This is a genomic window from Undibacterium sp. RTI2.2, from assembly GCF_035018705.1.
GTDB lineage: Bacteria > Pseudomonadota > Gammaproteobacteria > Burkholderiales > Burkholderiaceae_D > Undibacterium.
Genome location: NZ_JASJXN010000013.1, coordinates 99,201 through 120,566 on the forward strand (window position 1 = coordinate 99,201; position 21,366 = coordinate 120,566).

Here is a 21,366-nt window from a genome sequence, read left to right on the forward strand (position 1 = left end):
TCCAAAAACTGATTACGGAGAGTCATTTGAACAAAATTCAAAATCCTGGGGCACACACTATTTTGGGACATCCAGATAGTTTGTTCGTGCTGTTTTTTACAGAAATGTGGGAGCGTTTTTCTTACTATGGCATGCGCGCTTTGCTGGTGCTGTTTTTAGTCACCGAGATTGCTAAAGGCGGCTGGGGCTGGACTCGCGCTGATGCGACGTCGCTGTACGGCTGGTACACAGGCCTAGTGTACTTAACACCGATCTTAGGCGGCTATATTGCAGACAAAATACTCGGCAGTCGTAGAGCGGTAGTGTTAGGTGGCTTCATTATCGCGGCCGGACATGCTTGCTTATTGTTTGATACACCCACCATGTTTTATACGGGTTTAGGCTTAGTTGTTGCCGGTACTGGTTTGTTCAAACCGAATATCTCTGCCATCGTTGGTCAGTTGTATACCAAGGACAATGAGAGTGGTCGCGACGGTGGCTATACCTTGTTCTATATGGGCGTCAATTCTGGTGCTTTCTTCGGTATTTTATTGTGCGGCTATATCGGTGAAAAAATTTCCTGGCCTTTAGGTTTTGGTCTGGCAGGTGCTTTCATGTTGTTAGGCGCTGTACAGTTTTATTTTGCCCAAGGTATTTTTGGCGAAATCGGTCTCTCTAAATCACAACAAACCAGCACGGTCGTGCATGAAGAAGCTGCACCTCATATTGTCGCTGATCGTTTAAAAGCGATTTGTGTGTTCTCTTTCTTCACCATCTTCTTCTGGTTCGCGTTTGAGCAATCTGGCGGTTCTATGACCATTTTTGCAGCCGACTATACTGATCGTTCTTTGATCGGCGCAAGTGGAATGGTTTTCAAAATCATTAATAGTCTGCTTACCGTTATCCCGACCTTGATTTTGTCCTGGTTACTAGTGAAATTATTTGGTGGCACGGCAAAGAAATATCTGATGTCCAATATGCTGCTGGTAGTTTGCATGGCATTGATCTGGTCGCTCGTGATCTGGATGTTGTCTCGTGAATTCTCGCTCGATCAATCGAGTGTCCCAGCGACCTGGTTTGGCGTTTTAAATTCGTTTTTCATCGTTATTCTGGCACCGATGTTTTCTAAAATATGGGAAAAATATTGGAATCCAAGCGGTCCCGTGAAGTTTGGCGTTGGCTTGGTCTTGCTGGGTTTAGGGTTTGCCGCACTGTCTTATGGCTCGGCCAGTATTCCTGCAGGTGCAAAAACAGCCTCTGTCAGTATGGTTTTCTTAATCGTTGCTTACTTGTTTCATACAATGGGCGAGCTCTGTATTTCTCCGGTCGGACTGTCTTACATCAGCAAACTGGCGCCACCGCGCTTACTGGGTTTGATGTTTGGTGTCTGGTACCTGAATACTGCGATCGCGAACAAGCTGGCAGGCGTTACCGGTAGTTATATCGATCATATTTCTGAGACCTACTCGCTGTCGACTTTCTTCCTGATATTCACGATCATTCCTATCACTGCTGGATTGGTATTTATGAGTTTGAATAAATGGATGCGTGCAAAAATGCATGGCATTGAGTAAATCGTACTAAATAGTTGTACCGTCCAATAAAAAAATCCCGCGAAATTTGCGGGATTTTTTTATATCTTTGTAGCGTAAGTGCTAATCCTCCGCCATCCAAAAAAATACGGTCGTGAGCCTTTTGTCGTGGTCTTCACTACCAAAGTAAGCAGTCGCGCTGTGCACCAGATTGGCTTTGTATAAGACCATGCGGTTATAAATATTTTTCAGACGACAATCTTCTTGCCATGCTTGTGGTGGCAAAAAGCGTACCTTGAGCGCATCGAGTAAATTGCGATGTGGTGGAGGGCAAATATTCCCGCTTAAAGTGCCATCGGGATAACGTAGACGGAAGATGCTGGTACCTGCATCCTCGGGCGCATTCGGTGTCAGATAAATGACGGCGGCGTATCTGCAAAAGACGCGACTATCGGTATGGGGCCGTGCACCGCTCTCAGTCGCTCCGACCATTTGCCCAACATTGTGATCCAGCTTTTGCCCATCCGGTGCGGTGGTCACCCAAATCTTATCTTTACCCGTCACCGTTTTAACCCATTGCTCTATCGGTGCCATTTCCTCTGCTGTTAACGCGTCATGCACACGCTTACCTGGCCAGGTTTCTTTGGTGTGGGGGAAACCCAGTTGCCAGTCATGGCGCGTCAAAATCCGCTGGCGTACTGCATCTGGATCAGGCAAGGCATTATCGAGTATCCAGAAGTCGGTTCCCTTTTGCAGCGTGATATACGGTAAAGACGGGCGACTCATCAACATCGTAAGGATTCCTAAAAAGCCTAAAGCGCATACAAGCTTGGATTTACATTGGCTATATCGTGTACATCATCTTACAAACAAAACTCGTCACAGATTAGGCGCTAACCATCGTTCAACTTCATCCTTCGTCACACCACGGCGCGCAGCCATATCCAGTACTTGGTCATCCGCAATCTTACCGACATTAAAATATTTAGATTCTGGATGTGCAAAGTAAAAACCGGATACCGCCGCACCCGGAATCATCGCCCACGATTCGGTGATATACATATCGATTTCTTCGCACTGCATCTGCTTGAACATTTCCGTTTTGACCGTATGCTCGGGACAGGCTGGGTAGCCCGGTGCCGGACGTATACCTTTATAGGATTCTTTAATCAACTCGGCATTGGATAAAGATTCATCCGTTGCATAGCCCCATAAATCTTTCCGAACGCGCTCATGCAGATGTTCTGCAAAGGCTTCTGCCAGACGGTCAGCCAGGGACTTCAGCATAATACTGCTGTAGTCGTCGTGAGCATCTTCAAAACGTTTTTCGTATTTCTCTATGCCTAAGCCGGCGGTAACAGCGAACATGCCGATATAGTCTGCAATGCCACTGTCCTTGGGCGCGATAAAATCGGACAAACATTGGTTAGGACGCTGCACACCTTCAATGATAGGTTTTTCTGTTTGTTGACGAGTACCGTAGTAAGTCAGTGCGACTTGAGTGCGGGTATCGTCGGTATAGATTTCGATGTCGTCATCATTGACTGTGTTGGCAGGGAGTAGTGCAATGACACCGTTGGCACTGAGCCAACGACCATCGATGATTTTCTTCAACATCGCCTGACCTTCGGCAAATACTTTGGTGGCCGCTTCGCCTACGACTTCATCTGTCAGAATTGCGGGGAACGGTCCTGCCAAATCCCAGGTCTGGAAGAACGGACCCCAATCAATGTACTGCGCAATCGTCGCCAGATCATAATTTTTAAAGATACGGCGACCAATAAACTTCGGCTTGACAGGCGCATTAGCACCAACAAAATTGAGCTTCATTTTATTGGCGCGTGCTTGTTTTAACGTGACCATCGGCGTAGCTTTTTTGTTTGCGTGCTGTACGCGAATACGCTCGTAATCGGTAGCCAGATCGTCCATATATTGATCGCGGCTCTCTGGTGTCAGCAGCGATTGCGCGACCGATACTGAGCGTGAAGCATCAGGCACATACACCACTGGGCCATCGTAATTGGGTGCAATTTTTACTGCGGTATGCGCGCGGCTGGTAGTTGCGCCGCCAATCAGCAGCGGTATTTTTAGCATGCGGAAATGAGGGTCGCGTTGCATTTCTTTTGCGACATAGGCCATCTCTTCCAGTGACGGTGTGATCAGGCCAGAGAGGCCGATGATGTCGGCATTTTCTGCTTTGGCTTTAGCTAAAATTTCTGAGCACGGCACCATGACGCCCATGTTGACGACTTCAAAATTATTACATTGCAAAACCACGGTGACGATATTTTTACCAATGTCGTGGACGTCACCTTTGACGGTGGCGATGACAATTTTGCCGCGGGGTTTGTTGTCGCCACTCCGCTTTTTTTCTTCTTCAATATACGGGACTAAATGCGCAACGGCTTGCTTCATAACACGGGCAGATTTAACGACCTGTGGCAAAAACATTTTGCCTTGGCCAAATAAGTCGCCGACGATATTCATGCCGCTCATCAACGGACCTTCGATCACCTGAATTGGTCGTCCTCCAGCATCCATGATTTGTTTACGAGCTTCTTCCGTATCTTCTACTATCCATTGCGTGATGCCGTGCACCATTGCATGCGAGAGGCGTTTTTCTACAGACTCGCTACGCCATTCCAGCGTGGCTTCTTCTTTCTTGCCGCCTGCTTTGAGGGTGGCCGCAATTTCAATCATGCGCTCGGTCGAGTCGTCGCGACGGTTCAGTACCACGTCCTCCACCCGCTCACGCAACTCAGCATCTAGTTCGCTATATACGCCGACCATACCCGCATTGACGATACCCATCGTCATACCTGCCTGGATTGCGTGATACAGGAAAACGGTATGAATCGCTTCACGCGCCGGATCGTTGCCGCGGAAAGAGAAACTCACATTGGACACACCGCCACTGATTTTGGCGCCGGGCAAATTTTGGTGTATCCAGCGCGTCGCGTTGATGAAATCGACTGCGTAATTATTGTGCTCTTCAATACCGGTGGCGACTGCAAAAATGTTGGGGTCAAAGATAATGTCGTAAGGATCAAAATCGATCGTATCGACTAACAACCGATAAGCACGTTCACAGATTTCTATCTTACGATCATAAGTGTCGGCCTGACCTTTTTCATCAAAGGCCATGACGATGACGGCGGCACCATATCGCTTACATAATGTAGCTTGTCGCAAAAACTCGGCTTCGCCTTCTTTCATCGAGATGGAGTTAACGATGGCCTTACCCTGCACACATTTTAGTCCCGCCTCAATCACCGACCATTTAGACGAGTCGATCATGATAGGCACGCGAGCAATATCCGGTTCTGAGGCGATCAGGTTTAAAAAGCGTGTCATGGCAGCGAGCGAATCGAGCATCGCCTCGTCCATATTGATGTCGATGACCTGCGCGCCGTTTTCTACTTGTTGGCGCGCTACCGCTAAGGCTTCGTCGTATTGTTCGTTCAGAATTAGACGGGCAAAGGCTTTAGATCCAGTAACGTTGGTGCGCTCACCTACGTTGACGAACAGAGAATCCTGATCAATCGTAAATGGTTCCAGACCAGACAGCCGCATGCAGTTGGTAATTGCTGGGATTTGACGCGGCGTGATCGGCTTAAGCAACTCTGCAATCGCTTTAATATGTGGCGGTGTCGTACCGCAACAGCCACCAGCAATATTAATGAAGCCACTCTCGGCAAATTCTTTTAACAAGGCGGAAGTGTCAGCAGGTAGCTCGTCAAAGCCGGTGTCACTCATAGGATTGGGTAGACCGGCGTTGGGATAAATACACACAAAAGTGTCTGCAATCTTAGAGAGCTCTTCGGCGTAAGGGCGCATTAAGGTCGCACCTAATGCGCAGTTCAAACCTATCGTTAAAGGCTTGGCATGGCGTACTGAGTTCCAAAACGCAGGTACGGTTTGACCGGACAAAATACGACCTGATGCATCGGTGACAGTGCCTGAAATCATGATCGGCAAGCGGGTACCAGATTCTTCAAAATACTGGTCAATCGCAAATAAAGCGGCCTTGCAATTTAAGGTATCAAAAATAGTTTCAACCAGCAGCACATCTGCGCCACCCGCGACCAAACCACGGGTTTGTTCCAGATAAGCTGCAACCAACTGATCAAAGGTCACATTGCGCGCTGCAGGGTCATTCACATCTGGCGAGATCGACGCCGTCTTGGGTGTGGGGCCGAGGGCGCCTGCGACAAAACGTGGCTTGTCTGCGGTTGAATATTTGTCGCAAGCAGCACGGGCGATTTTGGCGGCGGCAACGTTCATCTCATAAGCCAGATGTGCCATATGGTAATCATCTTGCGCGACAGTGGTAGAGCCGAAGGTATTGGTCTCGATCAGATCGGCGCCGGCGGCGAGATATTGCTCGTGAATTTCTTGAATAATATGCGGTTGGGTTAGTGACAATAATTCGTTATTGCCTTTGACAAATAATTCTCTAACACCTTCCGGACCCGTGAAGTCTTTAAAGCGTTCTCCACGGTAATCCGCCTCAGTCAATTTGTATTGCTGAATCATCGTCCCCATCGCACCATCTAAAATCAGAATGCGTTCTTTCAACAACGCGCGCAGACGTGCTTCGGTAGAGATCGCCGTTATTGCGAGTGAATTTTGGTCAGAAACGACGGGAGAGTTCGCGGTGGTCATGGGAGATGCTCTTTAAAAACAAAAAAACCCGATCAGCTCATACAGACAATGCAGGCGGGATCGGGTGTTCCTTTTAGCTGCACTTATTACGCGCCCGCAATCTGAGTGTCAAATCGGCGCTATTCGGTATAAATTATAGCAGTTTGCGTGCGGAAACCGTTTGCTAGCTTAACTTTGTTGTTTTCAAAAAAAGAGCGCACTACCAAAATCAGTAATGCGCCCAAAAGGGATCGAGACTATAAAACCAACTAAAACTAACTTTTACTACGCGTTACTTTATGGCGAGTGGCAATCAAGCTAGCAGCAATAGAACTTGCCAAAATGCTGCCAATAACTAACAAAGATATTGACGTAGGAATATGGGTCCATTCAACAATCAGCATTTTTATCCCGACGAACATCAACACAAAGGCGAGACCAAATTTCAATAAGTGGAAGCGGTTCGCCATGTCTGCTAGCAAGAAATACAACGCGCGCAGACCCATAATCGCAAAAATGTTAGACGTAAATACGATAAACGGATCGGTAGTTACTGCAAAAATGGCTGGAATTGAATCAACTGCAAAGATGACGTCAGACACTTCAATTAATATTACAACTAACAGCAGTGGAGTAAAAACGCGTTTGCCATTTTCTACTACGCTGAACTTTTCTTTACGGAAGTCCTCAGTAAATGGGATCCATTTCTTCAAAAAGCGCAGGACAGGGTTTGCGTTCAGATCATGTTCTTTTTCTGCTGCGACTAACATACGGAAACCCGTAACCAGCAAAAATACACCGAACAAATATAGTACCCAGGCAAATTGTGTGACTACCCAAGTGCCAGCCAAGATCATCGCGATGCGCATGACGATGGCACCCAATACGCCGTATAACAAGACTTTGCGCTGATATTGCAGCGGTACAGCAAAGTGACCAAAAATCAGCAGAAAGACGAATACGTTATCGACGGACAAGGATTTTTCAATAACGTAACCTGCCAAAAATTCCATTGCTTTAGCATCTGCTACAGCGCGCCCGAAAGTGTCCGTCAAATACATCCATAGGCCAAAGTCAAACAGTAAGGCCAGGCTGACCCATACAGCTGACCAGATAGCAGCTTCTTTTACGCTAACTTTATGTGAACGCGAACCGCCTAGGGCAACTACGTCGAGTACAAGCATGCCCAAGACGAAAGCAATGAAAACTGCCCACATCCAAGGTTGCGCGATACTGTGAATCATTGAATTTCCTATTAAATCGGGTCGGTAGGAGAGGCGGTAGAAGTTATGTGTGGTCTATACAGAGTGCCGTTTGGCTGGGGCATACATTCTTATACAAGATGCGCACCCCAGCTGAACTTTATTCTTTATCGATAAAACCCAATAATTGCAACAGACTCAGGAAAAGGTTAAGGATCGTGACGTATAAGCTAACTGTAGCCATGATGTAATTGGTTTCGCCACCGCGAATGATGTTGCTAGTTTCAAATAAAATCATGCCAGACATGAGCAATACCATCGCAGCAGAGATCGTTAATGACAATGCGGGGATTTGGAAGAAAATTGCGCCCAGACTTGCCACAAAAGCGACCAGCATACCGATCATCAAAAAGCCACCCATAAAGCTAAAATCACGTTTGCTCACCAGCACATACGCAGACAAAGATAAAAAAATAGCGCCCGTCAACCCCATTGCGCTCATCACAATCCCTGCACCGCCTGCCATACCGAGGTAATGGCTGATGATTGGTCCTATGGTCAATCCCATGAAGCCTGTCAGTGCAAAGACAAATAAGATGCCTAAGCCGCTATTTCGGAATTTATTAGTTAGGAATAGCAGACCAAAATAACCAACCAGCGTAATAATCATGCCCGGGCTAGGTAGGGCGAAAGCGATGCTGGCTGCGGCCGTCAGTGCGCTGAATAACAGCGTCATTGAAAGCAGCATATAAGTGTTGCGTAACACTTTGTGGCTAGCATCGACATTGCTGTCGCTGTAATCCACGGTTTGCACGTTGCGTAAGGCGGAACGGTCTAAAATTTTCATGCTTTTCTCCTAAAATGTGGAAAACCTTAAAAGCTAAACTTATTTATTCGGACATTGCCAATACTAACCAAGCGATAATGCCAGTCAGAAAGTAAGTTTTTCGCCTTTTTATACAAGGTGACCAAAGTATAGTGCGCCTCAATTAGTAATAAAAGTCGAATATAATTGATAAATAGTTCGTATAAAACGAAGTGTTTAGAAATATTGTAATCTTAAAATTTATGCAAAACCGCCGCAGTGCCTTGCTGGGACAATTTTGCGTAAGTCCTAAATCTATTCAATTTTTATTGGGTGCGGCCAACGATGACGAGCCTTAATTACAAGCATCTGCATTATTTTTGGGTCGTTGCCAAAGCGGGCAGTATTGCCCGTGCTAGCGAGCAATTGAACCTGACACCACAAACCATCAGCGGTCAAATTAGTTTGTTTGAAGATATTCAAGGCGAGCAATTATTTAAGAAGCAAGGTCGCAATTTGCAATTGACCGAGGCGGGGCGCTTAGTATTGGGTTACGCAGAAGAGATTTTTTCTTTGGGACAAGAGCTGGAAGAAGTATTGCAGCACAGACCAACCGCGCGCACGCTGCAACTGCGTGTTGGCGTGTCAGATGCGGTAGCTAAAGCCGTTGCTTATCGTTTGTTAGAACCTGCCTTAGCGTTACCGCAAACTTTGCGGATCAATTGCCGCGAGGGCAAGCTGGATGTCTTACTTGCTGAGCTGGCTTTGCACAAGCTCGATATTGTGATTACTGATAGCCCGATGCCACCCACGGTCAATGTACGTGGATTTAATCATCAGCTTGGAGAGTGTGGCATTAGTTTTTTTGCGACGGCTGCTCTGGCGCAGCAATATGGCGAGGCATTTCCTGCGTGTTTGCAGGGCGCGCCTATTTTATTGCCCGGAGAAGATTCTGCCTTACGTTCTAAACTGATGTTTTGGCTGAACGAAAAGCAACTACACCCGCGAATTGCCGGAGAATTTGATGATAGCGCTCTGATGAGCGCCTTCGGTCAAGCGGGGGCCGGTTTTTTTGCGGCGCCATCTGCCATTGCTGATATGGTTATACGTCAATACGATGTGCAGCAGGTGGGGCATACTGACGAGATTCGCGAGCAGTTTTATGCGATTTCTGTACAACGCAAATTGACGCATCCGGCAGTATTAGCGATTACCCAAGCGACCCAACAGAATCAAGTTTCTTAATACAAGCGCTTACAACAGTCTCGAAAGTAGTGCGCTTTTATCTGATTTTCCGCCAATGAGTCGTATCTTCTGGTCGGAAAGTTGTGCTTCAATAGACATTGAATTGTTGATCTTATAGATGCTGTAGATACTACAGCCAAGCCGGAAAAATACATGCATAAAGCAGCAAATAACGGCATCACCAAGACGCTCTTCGTTCAACTGCCTTTAGCTATGCTTGTTTGCATTAGCGTTGCATGTAATAAGCCAGCGGAGCAAACGGTAGCTACTAGCAAGCCAGTGCCACAAACCACTATTACCGCTTTAATCTGGGCGCCTGATTGGCCAGAAGAAATGCAGCGTATCGCCGATCAATTCAGCCAGGAAAACCCAACGATCAAAGTCGATGTGCAGTTTATGATCGGTGATTCTGTGGAAGAAAATCTCAAACCAAAAATCGCAGCAGATCATCTTCCCGATATTATTTCTATCAATCCTAACGCCTACGCTGCCAGACTCGCAGATCAGGGAATTTTGATTGACCTTGGTGAGACTACCTCGTGGAATAATATGCTGGACTCATTAAAACCTGACTGGACATCATCCAAACGGCGCTACTATGGTATTTCTGGCGGCGTCGCTGCGACCTTGATGTACTACAACCGGGAGATGTTTGCAAAAGCGGGCATCAGCAAACCACCGGGTAATTTTGAAGAATTCTTAGAGGTCTGCGAGCGCCTTAAAAAAGCGGGTTTCATCCCTATCATGTGGAATGGCGGGTTCCCGAATATGTTGGGTAACGGGCCGTTTAGTTTTGGCTTTGCAAATAATGTCGTCGCCAAAAATCCTGACTGGAAAAACAAAATCGCCCACGGCATGTTGGATTTGAATACGCCAGAAGTTGCGGAGATATTTGAACGGATCAAGCTGGTCGCCGATCGTGGTTATGTCCAACCCAGCTACATGAATACTAATTATGACGACGGCATTAAGCTATTTACTGAGGGTAAAACAGCGATGGCTTTTCATGGTACCTGGGCGGCTGGGTTATTAATGCACGGCAAGGGCTTTACCTCTGGGATTTTTATCCCGCCTTGGAACGATGCTGATCAGACCGTGGTACCTGTGATTGGCAATGAGACGGGGTTTGCCGTATGCGACACACCCAATAAGCAGGCGGCGCTGAAATTTTTAGATTTTATGAATGGTAAGGGATACGCTATTCAGCAGAATAAGCGCCAGAATATTTCTCCATTTAAGAAAACTGAAGGCAAGATTGTCAGTGATCCGCAAATTCTGGATTACATCGCCAAGGTGAGTCAGTATCCGCTGACAGCAAATCCTTATTATTCGTCCTTACCTGCAGAGACAATAGAAATCTTGCATCCCTTGTTGTTAGGTGTATTGTTTGGCAAGAAAACACCGCAGGAGGCAGCCTACGCATTAGATGCCTCCGTCAAAGATGAAGCCAAGAAAAATAATCAATGAATCAGGCAATCCTACATGTCAATACAAGCTAAATTTCGACAGAAAACGTTACTAGAAATGGCTAGTTTACTATGCGCGCGCTACTAGATTTTTTTTCATCAGGATTAAGAAAAATAGAAATCCGATATCGGCTGACGATCTCTTTTATATTGCTGTCGTTATTACCTTTGATTGTTTCTGGTTATATTTCTTATCTCGAATCAAGCAAGGCAATTCAAGACAAGGCAAGGTTATTTTCTACGGAGATAGTCAAGCAGGTATCTAAGAATATCCAATTGCAAATGGGCAGAATAGAAACTGCTAGTGAAGAATTAGTACTCTCCGACCGGGTACAAAATGCGTTAGACAATTATGACGGTGATGATGAGGCTGCTAAAATCACTGCCCGCTCAGATCTAACCAAAGCCTTAATAGAAAAATACGGTTCCTTCACTTATATCAATCAAAAATATTTTTTGGACCGCGAGAATCGTATCCTCGATTCACAAGTATTTTCGCAGTTGGGCAAAGGCGTGGTGGACGTCGTCACTAAAGCGCCATTCATGCATGGTCGCCCGTATTGGTGCACTTACAGTATTTCAGCCGGACAAAAGAGTGTGGTCATGCTGCGGACTATGCATATCAAAGCCAATAATCATCTGGCGGGTACCTTATTCGTGGGCATAAAGCCTTCTTATTTCTCGACTATTTTTGATAACGTTGATTTGGGAAGTAATGCCAATACCTTCGTAGTGAACGGTACAAATGGCGAGTTAATTACCTCGTCGAATAAATCGATCAATATGGTGATTGAGCCGCTACTTCTGGAGCAGGTTGCAGCAAGTCTAAAAAACGGTATTGACACCAACTTTACCTCTTATGCCGATCAAGGCAGCAACACCTATCTTGCTGCTTTTTCCCGCATCCCGAACACGGGCTGGTACGTTATCAGCACGATCCCTTTGCACAACCTGATTGCAGAGGCTGAGTCGGTCAGAAATAAGATGATTTTGATCGGATTGCTGTGTTTTATCTTTGCGATTTTGTTGTCGCTGGTGATCTCGCGCAGTATCGCCATGCCGCTCAAAAAACTAATCGCTATCATGAAAGAAACCGAGACTGGCAACTATCAGATACGCATGACCTATGAAGGCAAAGACGAGATCACCGCGCTCTCTGCCAAGTTCAATGAAATGGCAAGTAAAGTCCATGAAAATAATGAACGGCTAGAAGAGCGCGTCAACGAGCGAACCCGCGATCTGGAACTGGCAAACAGTAAACTCGCTGCCATCAGCGCAACGGATGGGCTGACGGGTATTGCCAACCGTCGTCGCTTTGATGAGGTACTCGCTAGCGAATGGCTGCGAGCTATGCGCAATAAACACCCAATTGCATTGCTGATGCTGGATGTGGATTGGTTTAAAAAATATAACGATCATTATGGTCATCTGGCTGGTGATGAATGCCTGCGCAAAGTATCGAACATATTAAAGTCCAATTCTCGTCGTGCCAGCGATTTGGTGGCCCGCTATGGCGGTGAAGAATTTGTCCTGATTGCCGCAGAAACTGATTTCAGCAGCGCGATGATATTAGCCAATACGATTTGCGAGGCGATCGCCAGCAGCGCTTTGCCACACGCGAGTTCGCACTATGGTTATGTCACGGTAAGCATTGGTGTGGCAGTACTGATTCCAGAAGAAGGGCGCTTGCCCGAAGCTTTGGTAGACAGAGCTGATCACGCTTTATACAGCGCAAAGGCGCTTGGTCGTAATAGAGTTGTTTCGGCTGAATCAAATACTGCTGGGGCGGTATGATTTGAATGGTTTTGCTGCAGCGTTTTTTGCAAATAAAATCCCAGTAAATTAATGAAAATAACGGGAGTATATGTACTTATGTGCCTTATCGTCCAATAAATATATGGACAATAAAATATACAGTATGGAGTATATTAAATAAAAGCAGATGTATCTTAGAGATATTTGGCGGAAATAAACGCCGATCATAATTGCAATGTGAGTCCGGTAGGTCGCTGAGCGCAATACCGATCTCGGGTGGAATGTAAACATCATTGCCGGTTCAAACGCAAGTTCAAATACAGATTCGCGGATTCAAACATCAGCGTCAATTCAGCAGACGCAACAGGTGCAGCGCGGCAGAAAATTAAGCTAAAGTTTTAGCGAGAGAATTGACTGCCGACTTCGATCACAAAGCCCTTGAGAAATTCTGCAACAGGCAAGCGCTTACCGCCGGGTTTTTGTAGCTCGGTCAAACGTAGGCATTGCTCGCCACAGGCAACCACCACACCTTCATGCGCGTTAGCGGCAATGACTCGACCCGCTGGTCTGGTTTCTGTGCCGGATGATGGCTTAACGGCTTCAGCACGCCAAATTTTGATGACACTGCCATTCATATTGGCATGTGCCCCGGGAAAGGGATTGAAGGCACGGATTTTCCTCGCCAAAACATCGGCGGCTAAATTGAAATCTAATGCAGCTTCTTCTTTACTGATTTTGGCAGCATAAGTGACTCCTTGTTCGGGTTGCACCGTTGTTTGTATGGACGCTTGTACTTCCTCTAAAGCCCGCAGCGTTTGTACTATCATTTCGCCGCCAAGTTGCGCCAGTTTGTCATGCAAACTACCGGTGCTGTCATCCGTCGCGATGGCAATACTTTGCATACTCAGCATAGGCCCGGTATCTAGTCCTTCTTCCATCTGCATAATCGTGATGCCGGTCTCGCGATCACCGCTTTCAATCGCGCGATGAATAGGTGCAGCGCCGCGCCAGCGAGGTAAAAGGGACCCGTGAATATTGATGCAGCCTAGTGGTGGGATGCTGAGAGTCGAGCGTGGCAAAATCAAACCATACGCGGCAACCACCATCACATCGTGCTGCGTATTGCGTAACAGATCGTGCGCTTCTTGTGCGATTTCTGGATATTTACCGTCTAGTCGCAAAGAAGTCGGCTGCGCTACCGCAATCCCATGCTGCAGGGCAAACTGCTTGACCGCGGAGGCGTGCAATTGCATGCCACGACCCGCCGGACGGTCCGGTTGGGTCAACACTAATGGGATTTCAAAGCCTGCTGTATGAATGGCTTGTAGTGCAATTGCGGCAAATTCGGGCGTGCCGGCAAAAATGATGCGCATCAACGTGCTTTCGACGATGGATTCCGACCAGTGCGTTGTTCTTCGCGCTCTTCTTTGAGCATTTTTGTTTTGATGCGATTGCGTTTGAGTGGTGACAAATACTCGACAAATACTTTGCCTTTGAGGTGATCCATTTCATGCTGAATGCAAACGGCCAACAAGCCATCAGCGTGGATTTCAAATGGTTTTCCATCGACATCCAAAGCGCGGACTTTGACTTCTGACGGACGTTCAACCCCATCATAAATACCAGGTACTGACAAACAGCCCTCGTCATAGACTTTTTTCTCTGCACTTGCCCAGATAATTTCTGGATTGACGAACACGCGCAAATCGCTATTGGTTTCGGAGGTATCGATTACCACCAATTGTTCGTGCACATCGACTTGAGATGCCGCCAGGCCAACGCCCGGTGCGTCATACATGGTCTCGGCCATATCGGCGGCAAGTTTTTTCAGGCGTTCATCAAAAACGCTGACGGGTTTAGCCACTTTATGCAAACGTGGATCAGGATAACGGAGGATATTTAGTATAGACATAAGACTTTTCACAACAACGAAAGGGCGTTGCAATGCGGTTTTTCTTGCTACTTCAATGATTTATAGGCAAAATTTGATTCACTTTGGCAAGTTGTTACTCGCCTATCTGCTTTACCATCTAGCATCCAGCACCACGCATCGGACAACATTCATGAAAAAGTTTAGCACAATCGCCTTGCTTCTCGCAGTTGCCTTCCCCGCGATAGTCACTTTACCCGTTGCAGCGCAGGATGTTGTCAGCACAGTTCGCACTGGCAAATGTACCTTTTTGCCGGATGCGCCAGATAAGCATGAAGTAATCAAAGGCGATACTTTGTGGGGAATTTCTGGCACATTTTTAAATAATCCTTGGTGCTGGCCAGAAGTATGGGGCATGAATCGTGAAGAGATTCGTAACCCCCACTGGATTTATCCGAACCAAATCGTATATTTCGACCGAGTTAATGGCCGTTTGCGTTTAGGCAATCCAATTAGTGGTGCAGGTTCGGTCAGTACTTTGGCAAATGGTTCTGTAAAACTGCAACCTCAAATCCGCAGCGAATCTTTAGATTTGAATGCAATTACGTCGATCCCGTCTAATCTGATTGAGCCTTTTCTGGTGCAGCCCCTGATAGTAGAAGAGAAGACCCTTTTGAACGCCCCGCGCATCGTAGCTGCCCAAGAAGGGCGCGTCAATATGGCAAAAAATGATAAAGCGTATGTACGCGGTGACTTAAAGGGAGGCACATCCTTCCAGGTGTTCCGGCCGGGCGTACCACTAAAAGATCCAGACACTAAAAAGGTAATTGCTTATGAGGCGGCATTCTTAGGGACGGTCAAGTTGGATCGTGTTGCTAAGACTGCGGATGGTGTGGATACTTTTATCGTCAGTAATTCAAAAGAAGAAATGACTGTCGGTGACCGGCTGGTGCCAGTGCCGCCTATGCCGATTCTAAATTATATGCCACATCCACCCGAGCAGACTGTCAGTGCACGTGTTGTTTCGATTTACGGGGGTGTTAATACGGCGGGACAAAACCAAATTGTCAGCATCAATCGCGGCGCTAATGCAGGTCTCAATCTAGGTACTGTTTTGCAATTATCCCGCTATGGCAAGGTTATACAAGATAAAACAGATAACAAAAATGCGATCCGCTTACCGGATGAGCGATATGGCTCTTTATTTGTTTTTCGCGTTTTCGACAATATTTCTTATGGCTTGATCATGAATGTCACTGACGCTGTTGCTGTGGGTGATGTTGCTAGTTCACCTGAATAAATTGTCAACCTACGACCCAAATATCAAGCAGCAGCAAACAGCAACAAATAACAGCATGTTTGTAACAACGCAAAAGACTGACTTAGCTGACGATACGGACTGGCAGGATTGGCTTCGGCTAGAGCAAACCTCAGGTGTCGGGCCAGAAACTGCCCGTAAGCTGTTGGCCGCATTTGGATTGCCAGCGCAGATTTTTGCAGCAAGCTTCTCTGCGCTGACCCAAGTGGTATCGGAAAAAATTGCACGTGCTTTGCTGCAGGTGCCTTCCGATCAACTTCAACAACAAATCAATCTTACCCAGAATTGGTGCGCATCGCCTGGTAATCAGGTAATGACCTTGGCCGATGCCAATTATCCGCGTGCCTTGCTTGACATCCCTGATCCGCCAATTTTGATTTATGTCAAAGGCCGTGCTGCTTTATTGGATGCGCCAACCATTGCCGTTGTCGGTAGCAGAAATGCAACTACGCAGGGCATCTTAAATGCCGAGCAATTTTCTGAAGCCTTAAGCAAGGCAGGTTTAACAATTAGCTCTGGCATGGCTGCAGGCATTGATGCCGCTGCACATCATGGCGCTCTGCGTGGCGCTGGATCGACCGTGGCTGTGGTTGGTACTGGCGCCGATATTGTTTATCCGGCACGCAATCGCAGCCTTGCGCACTTGATTGCTGATGGTGGTTGTATTGTCAGTGAATATGCGCTTGGCATGCCAGCGATTGCCTCTAACTTTCCGCGCCGTAACCGGATTATTTCTGGCTTGGCAAAGGGGGTATTAGTCATTGAGGCAGCCGCGCAGTCAGGTTCATTGATCACCGCGCGCATGGCGGCAGAACAAGGGCGTGATGTATTTGCTATTCCTGGCTCGATTCATTCACCTTTGGCTAAGGGCTGCCATCAACTGATTAAGCAAGGTGCAAAATTAGTCGATAACGCGCAGGATATTTTGGATGAGTTGGGATTTTTGCCACTATTTTCAAGCGGTGTCGGTAGCCGTGATCGGTCGCTAGCTAATTCGCTTGCCCCAAACTTCGTACAAAATGCAGTAAGAGCCGATGTAAATGTCAGCGTGTCGGCCGCCGACAGCGAATTATTAATTGCGATTGGCTACGATCCCGTGCACATCGATATGCTGGCTGAGCGTGTAGATATGGATGCGGGAAGCCTGAGCGCACAATTATTATCATTAGAGTTGGACGGGCATATTGAGCAGCTCGCTGGCGCCATGATTAAACGCCTGGGGTAATTTTGCGTAACTTCTATAATTCCTAAAACTAAAATAGCCATTAAAAATTGGGGAGTATCGTCAAAATCTGGCATATTGAACAGGTAATACATGGATATGTTAGAATACTACTACCTAGTATATATAATAAGGCAAGTTTCGCAGTGATTTTGTATCATTGATGATGCAAAAAAGCAGTAACGCAGGACTTGTCTCGAATTCTCCTTGAGGCTACAGTAACGGCATGTTCGATATTCTTGTATACCTCTATGAAACCTACTACCGCCCTGACGCATGTCCGGACACGGTAGCTTTGGCTAAAAAACTTTCCGCAGTCGGCTTTGAAGAAGATGAAATTTCCGAAGCGCTGGACTGGCTCACCGTTCTGGCCGACACAACGAACGAAATCGATAAGCAGACCGAATCTGATGTTCTCGCATCTAAGGGTTTCCGTATCTACGCCGAGCGCGAAATTGCAGTTTTGGGTACGCCAGCCATGGGTTTTTTGCAATTTCTGGAATCCGCTGGCCTGATGAACTCACAACAGCGGGAGATCGTGATTGAGCGTGCTCTGGCAATTAACGAGTCTCCTGTTCCTTTGGATAAGCTCAAGGTCATCGTTCTGATGATGCTCTGGAGTCAGGGCAAAGAACCGGATATGCTCATGTTTGACGAATTGCTATTATCCGACGAAGAGAGCGAACCTCGCTTGTTGCACTAAGTTCACTAAAGCACTGTCATCGCTTGTTTTGTGGTAAAAAACATATCTCGATTGCAGTTTTTCATCGATCACGTTTATTATTCGCGCTTAATATGCCTTGTGTGCATGGGTTTGCGCTATCTTGTTGCAGCGGCGCAAGCAAATTTAGGCTAGGCTTGCGCTGCATTGAGACGAATTAAGTTTTTACTTTACCCTTTAGTGATTAATCAGTATCTGTTTAGCATGCACCGATTCAGCCAGTCTCTGATATAGAGACTCCAAAGAAACGATAGAGAAATAACACCATGACCAAAACCCTCATCATTGCCGAGAAGCCCTCAGTCGCAAATGACATCGCCAAAACTTTGGGCGGCTTTACTAAACATGATGATTATTTTGAGTCGGACGATTATGTATTGTCATCGGCGGTCGGCCATTTGCTAGAAATCACAGTACCAGAAGAATATGATGTTAAGCGTGGCAAATGGAGTTTCGCCCACCTGCCGATGATCCCGCCGCACTTCGCACTGAATCCTATCGCCAAGACCGAATCGCGCTTAAAGGTGTTGAATAAACTCATCAAGCGTAAAGATGTTACTGCTCTTATCAACGCATGCGATGCGGGTCGTGAAGGAGAGTTAATTTTCCGCTTGATTGCGCAGCATGCCAAAGCCAAACAACCAGTAAGTCGTTTGTGGTTGCAATCTATGACGCCAGCATCTATCCGCGATGGCTTTAAAAAGCTACGTACAGATGAAGACATGATGCCGCTGGCGGATGCCGCGCGTTGCCGCTCTGAGGCTGACTGGCTGATCGGTATTAATGGCACTCGCGCCATGACGGCATTCAATTCTAAAGAGGGCGGTTTTTATCTCACCACAGTAGGTCGCGTACAAACGCCAACCTTGTCGATTGTGGTAGAGCGCGAAGAAAAAATTAAGAAGTTTGTTTCTCGTGATTTTTGGGAAGTCCGTGCAGAATTTATTTGCGCCGCGGGTATTTATGAAGGGCGCTGGTTAGATCATCAATTCAAAAAAGATGAGCATGACCCAGAGAAAAAAGCCGAGCGTTTATGGAGCAAAGCAGCGGCAGAGTCGATTGTCGCTGCTTGCAGAAATAAACAAGGCAATGTTAGTGAAGAATCTAAACCAGCGACACAAATGGCGCCGGCATTATTCGACTTGACCAGCTTGCAGCGTGAAGCGAACTCTCGTTTCGGTTTCTCTGCCAAGAATACACTTGGATTAGCGCAAGCGCTGTATGAAAAACATAAGGTGCTGACATACCCGCGTACTGATTCCCGTCACTTGCCGGAAGATTATTTAGATACGGTAAAGCAAACGCTCGAAACGGTCTCGGAAAACAATAACTATTACCAGTTCGCCGCCCAGATCTTGAATAGTAATTGGGTCAAGCCGAATAAGCGGATATTTGATAACGCCAAAATCAGTGATCACTTTGCGATTATTCCAACTAGCCAAGCGCCAAAAAATTTGTCCGAGCCAGAGCAAAAGTTATATGACTTAGTGACACGTCGCTTTATGTCCGTATTCTTCCCCGCGGCAGAATTCCAAGTCACGACTCGTATTACAGAAGTGTCTGGCTATCAGTTTAAGACCGAAGGCAAGGTCATGACCAACCCTGGTTGGTTAGCTATTTATGGCAAAGAGGCACAAGACGATAATGACCCGGAAAATAAAGGCAATTTAGTTGCTGTTGCTAAGGGTGAAAAAGTCAAAACAGAAAAAATCACAGCTAACGGCTTAGTTACTAAACCACCTGCTCGCTACACTGAAGCCACGTTGTTGTCGGCGATGGAGGGTGCAGGTAAATTGGTTGACGATGGTGATTTGCGTGAGGCAATGGCTGGTAAAGGTTTGGGTACGCCAGCTACTCGTGCTGCCACTATCGAGGGGCTGATTAACGAAAAATATTTACTGCGCGAAGGCCGTGAGATGATGCCGACCGCCAAGGCGTTTCAGCTAATGACGCTGCTGCGCGGACTTGGTGTTGATGAATTGACTTCGCCAGAATTGACAGGTGAATGGGAATACAAGCTCTCGCAAATGGAGCGCGGTAAAATCAGTCGCGAAGAATTCATGCGCGAAATTGCCCAAATGACGCAAGTGATCGTCAAGCGCGCCAAGGAATATAACAACGATACAATCCCCGGCGACTACGCCACGCTGCACACACCATGCCCGAATTGTGGCGGCATAGTTAAAGAAAACTATCGCCGCTTTGCTTGTACCAAGTGCGAGTTCTCTATGAGTAAAACACCTGGCAGCCGTCAATTTGAGGTCGCCGAGGTAGAAGAGGTTTTAAGTAAGCGAGAAATTGGTCCCTTGCAAGGATTTCGCTCAAAAATGGGCAGACCATTCGCCGCGATCCTAAAAATTGTACGTGATGAAGAACACAATAACTTCAAGCTTGAATTTGACTTCGGTCAAAATCAGGATGATGAAAATGCTGAGCCTGTTGATTTTACTGGCCAAACTGCTCTCGGACCTTGTCCTAAATGTGGCAGCGATGTGTATGAAATGGGCTTATCTTATACCTGTGAAAAAACCGTTGCCAAACCTAAGGCGTGCGATTTCCGCAGCGGACGTATTATTTTGCAGCAAGAAATTTTACCGGAGCAAATGGCAAAACTATTAAACGACGGTAAAACTGATTTGCTACCTGGTTTTATTTCCCAGCGCACTCGTCGTCCGTTTAAGGCGTTCTTGGTGCGCGGCAAAGATGGCAAAGTCAGTTTTGAGTTTGAAGAGCGCAAAGCTAAAGTGCCTGTTAAGGCAAAAGCGACCAGCAATACTGAAGGTGCGTCAGTAAAAGTACCAGCAAAAATCGCGAAAACAGCCACAAAAGCAGTAAGAAAAATAGTTGTAAATAAAAAGAAAGCTGCCTAAAAAAGCGTAAATAAACCAAATATGTGTTTTTGATTATTCTCTACATACTATTAAATAATCTCAATACATAGGATAAGTATCGCGCGCGCATAAATTTTTTTATGTGCGCGCTTTTCATTGTTCTTTGCGCTCACAGCAAAAGACTTATTTGGTCGAGCGGATCGAACTTAGTATTTATTTGCCCTAATTTGTTTCGTGGCTTGTTTCTGAAAATAATTAGGAAGCTACTTGCCAAAGGGAGGGGATGTTTGCTATAGTTCGGCTCCCGTCGAGAGGCGGGGAAATAGAGGTAGAAAGACAGTGAAACACGAGAAGTGAGTACGGTAGTTTGAAGGCAGAGAATTGAACAAGATCAGGTAGAAGAAACCGGATGGGATTTAAAAGGAAGCTTCAAAATAGGTATTGACGGAAAGCGGTAAGTGGTTCATAATCTTGCTTCTTTGCTGCTGACAAACAAAACGCTTTGTCAGAAAGTAGAGAGAAAAGAGTGGTTGATTCGCAAGAATCCTAGTCTTTTAAAGCGACACAGAATACAGATCTTTAACAATTAACAGTCAATAAATGTGGGCACTTGATAGAAGGCACCGTGATTTAATTTATTAGATCATGATACTTAAAAAATATCAAATGTTCGCAAAAGTAATAAATAGGATATCTCGCAAGAGATAGCCTGTCAGTTATTTGAGTGAGCGACACTGTTCGAAAGAACAGAGTTCAGCAATGAACAAAAACAGAGA

14 protein-coding genes are annotated in these 21,366 nt (G+C 46.4%); 8 read left to right on the plus strand and 6 right to left on the minus strand.

What is annotated here, in order from left to right:
* The first annotated feature begins 26 nt into the window (after positions 1–26).
* Entirely contained in the window at positions 27–1,553 is a 1,527-nt protein-coding gene (locus tag QN395_RS09370) for a peptide MFS transporter (protein WP_323491917.1), read from the plus strand.
* Between the two features lie 81 nt (positions 1,554–1,634).
* Here QN395_RS09370 and QN395_RS09375 read toward each other — a convergent pair whose 3' ends face one another.
* From QN395_RS09375 to QN395_RS09390, 4 genes are all read right to left on the minus strand, one after another.
* Positions 1,635–2,303, minus strand: a complete 669-nt coding sequence (locus QN395_RS09375) for a hypothetical protein (protein ID WP_323491918.1) — start codon at positions 2,301–2,303, stop codon at positions 1,635–1,637.
* Positions 2,304–2,390: 87 nt separating this feature from the next.
* Positions 2,391–6,176, minus strand: a complete 3,786-nt coding sequence (gene metH / locus QN395_RS09380) for a methionine synthase (protein WP_323491919.1) — start codon at positions 6,174–6,176, stop codon at positions 2,391–2,393.
* A gap of 254 nt (positions 6,177–6,430) precedes the next feature.
* Positions 6,431–7,399 (minus strand): TerC family protein, encoded by a 969-nt coding sequence (locus QN395_RS09385; RefSeq protein WP_323491920.1) that lies wholly within the window; start codon positions 7,397–7,399, stop codon positions 6,431–6,433.
* A gap of 118 nt (positions 7,400–7,517) precedes the next feature.
* Positions 7,518–8,204, minus strand: a complete 687-nt coding sequence (locus QN395_RS09390; RefSeq protein ID WP_322120449.1) for a Bax inhibitor-1/YccA family protein — start codon at positions 8,202–8,204, stop codon at positions 7,518–7,520.
* A 303-nt stretch (positions 8,205–8,507) separates the two neighbouring features.
* Here QN395_RS09390 and nhaR point away from each other — a divergent pair, with 303 nt between their 5' ends.
* From nhaR to QN395_RS09405, 3 genes are all read left to right on the plus strand, one after another.
* Positions 8,508–9,407 (plus strand): transcriptional activator NhaR, encoded by a 900-nt coding sequence (nhaR, locus tag QN395_RS09395; RefSeq protein WP_322120448.1) that lies wholly within the window; start codon positions 8,508–8,510, stop codon positions 9,405–9,407.
* Positions 9,408–9,560: 153 nt separating this feature from the next.
* Positions 9,561–10,874, plus strand: a complete 1,314-nt coding sequence (locus QN395_RS09400; RefSeq protein ID WP_323491921.1) for an ABC transporter substrate-binding protein — start codon at positions 9,561–9,563, stop codon at positions 10,872–10,874.
* A 71-nt stretch (positions 10,875–10,945) separates the two neighbouring features.
* Positions 10,946–12,667, plus strand: a complete 1,722-nt coding sequence (locus QN395_RS09405; RefSeq protein WP_323491922.1) for a diguanylate cyclase — start codon at positions 10,946–10,948, stop codon at positions 12,665–12,667.
* Between the two features lie 359 nt (positions 12,668–13,026).
* Here the strand turns inward: QN395_RS09405 and fmt are convergent, their stop codons facing one another.
* Positions 13,027–14,001 carry a methionyl-tRNA formyltransferase gene (fmt, locus tag QN395_RS09410; protein ID WP_322120445.1) on the minus strand — a complete coding sequence of 325 codons (975 nt, stop codon included), beginning with the start codon at positions 13,999–14,001 and terminating at the stop codon, positions 13,027–13,029.
* Positions 14,001–14,540, minus strand: a complete 540-nt coding sequence (def, locus tag QN395_RS09415) for a peptide deformylase (protein WP_322120444.1) — start codon at positions 14,538–14,540, stop codon at positions 14,001–14,003. Before def ends, fmt begins: the two co-directional genes overlap by 1 nt.
* Before the next feature lie 151 nt (positions 14,541–14,691).
* On the opposite strand from def, the gene QN395_RS09420 reads away from it, so the two are divergent.
* The 4 genes from QN395_RS09420 (at position 14,692) to QN395_RS09435 (ending at position 20,629) form a co-directional block, all read left to right on the plus strand.
* Positions 14,692–15,798, plus strand: a complete 1,107-nt coding sequence (locus QN395_RS09420; protein ID WP_322120443.1) for a LysM peptidoglycan-binding domain-containing protein — start codon at positions 14,692–14,694, stop codon at positions 15,796–15,798.
* Between the two features lie 55 nt (positions 15,799–15,853).
* A complete protein-coding gene (gene dprA, locus QN395_RS09425) occupies positions 15,854–17,041 on the plus strand; it encodes a DNA-processing protein DprA (RefSeq protein WP_323491924.1) in 1,188 nt (395 codons plus the stop codon).
* Positions 17,042–17,264: 223 nt separating this feature from the next.
* Positions 17,265–17,741: a DUF494 domain-containing protein gene (locus QN395_RS09430; RefSeq protein WP_322120442.1), complete on the plus strand. Its 477-nt coding sequence runs from the start codon at positions 17,265–17,267 to the stop codon at positions 17,739–17,741.
* A gap of 284 nt (positions 17,742–18,025) precedes the next feature.
* Positions 18,026–20,629: a DNA topoisomerase III gene (locus QN395_RS09435; RefSeq protein ID WP_322120441.1), complete on the plus strand. Its 2,604-nt coding sequence runs from the start codon at positions 18,026–18,028 to the stop codon at positions 20,627–20,629.
* Positions 20,630–21,366 lie beyond the last annotated feature (737 nt).

Excerpts from the sequence above, each read along its gene's own strand:
- QN395_RS09405 (WP_323491922.1), top strand. The coding sequence starts at position 10,946 with ATGCGCGCGCTACTAGATTTTTTTTCATCAGGATTAAGAAAAATAGAA.
- QN395_RS09420 (WP_322120443.1), top strand. The coding sequence starts at position 14,692 with ATGAAAAAGTTTAGCACAATCGCCTTGCTTCTCGCAGTTGCCTTCCCC.
- QN395_RS09400 (WP_323491921.1), top strand. The coding sequence starts at position 9,561 with ATGCATAAAGCAGCAAATAACGGCATCACCAAGACGCTCTTCGTTCAA.
- metH (WP_323491919.1), bottom strand. The coding sequence starts at position 6,176 with ATGACCACCGCGAACTCTCCCGTCGTTTCTGACCAAAATTCACTCGCA.
- def (WP_322120444.1), bottom strand. The coding sequence starts at position 14,540 with ATGTCTATACTAAATATCCTCCGTTATCCTGATCCACGTTTGCATAAA.
- QN395_RS09435 (WP_322120441.1), top strand. The coding sequence starts at position 18,026 with ATGACCAAAACCCTCATCATTGCCGAGAAGCCCTCAGTCGCAAATGAC.
- QN395_RS09385 (WP_323491920.1), bottom strand. The coding sequence starts at position 7,399 with ATGATTCACAGTATCGCGCAACCTTGGATGTGGGCAGTTTTCATTGCT.
- QN395_RS09430 (WP_322120442.1), top strand. The coding sequence starts at position 17,265 with ATGTTCGATATTCTTGTATACCTCTATGAAACCTACTACCGCCCTGAC.
- QN395_RS09390 (WP_322120449.1), bottom strand. The coding sequence starts at position 8,204 with ATGAAAATTTTAGACCGTTCCGCCTTACGCAACGTGCAAACCGTGGAT.
- QN395_RS09375 (WP_323491918.1), bottom strand. The coding sequence starts at position 2,303 with ATGTTGATGAGTCGCCCGTCTTTACCGTATATCACGCTGCAAAAGGGA.
- dprA (WP_323491924.1), top strand. The coding sequence starts at position 15,854 with ATGTTTGTAACAACGCAAAAGACTGACTTAGCTGACGATACGGACTGG.
- fmt (WP_322120445.1), bottom strand. The coding sequence starts at position 14,001 with ATGCGCATCATTTTTGCCGGCACGCCCGAATTTGCCGCAATTGCACTA.
- nhaR (WP_322120448.1), top strand. The coding sequence starts at position 8,508 with ATGACGAGCCTTAATTACAAGCATCTGCATTATTTTTGGGTCGTTGCC.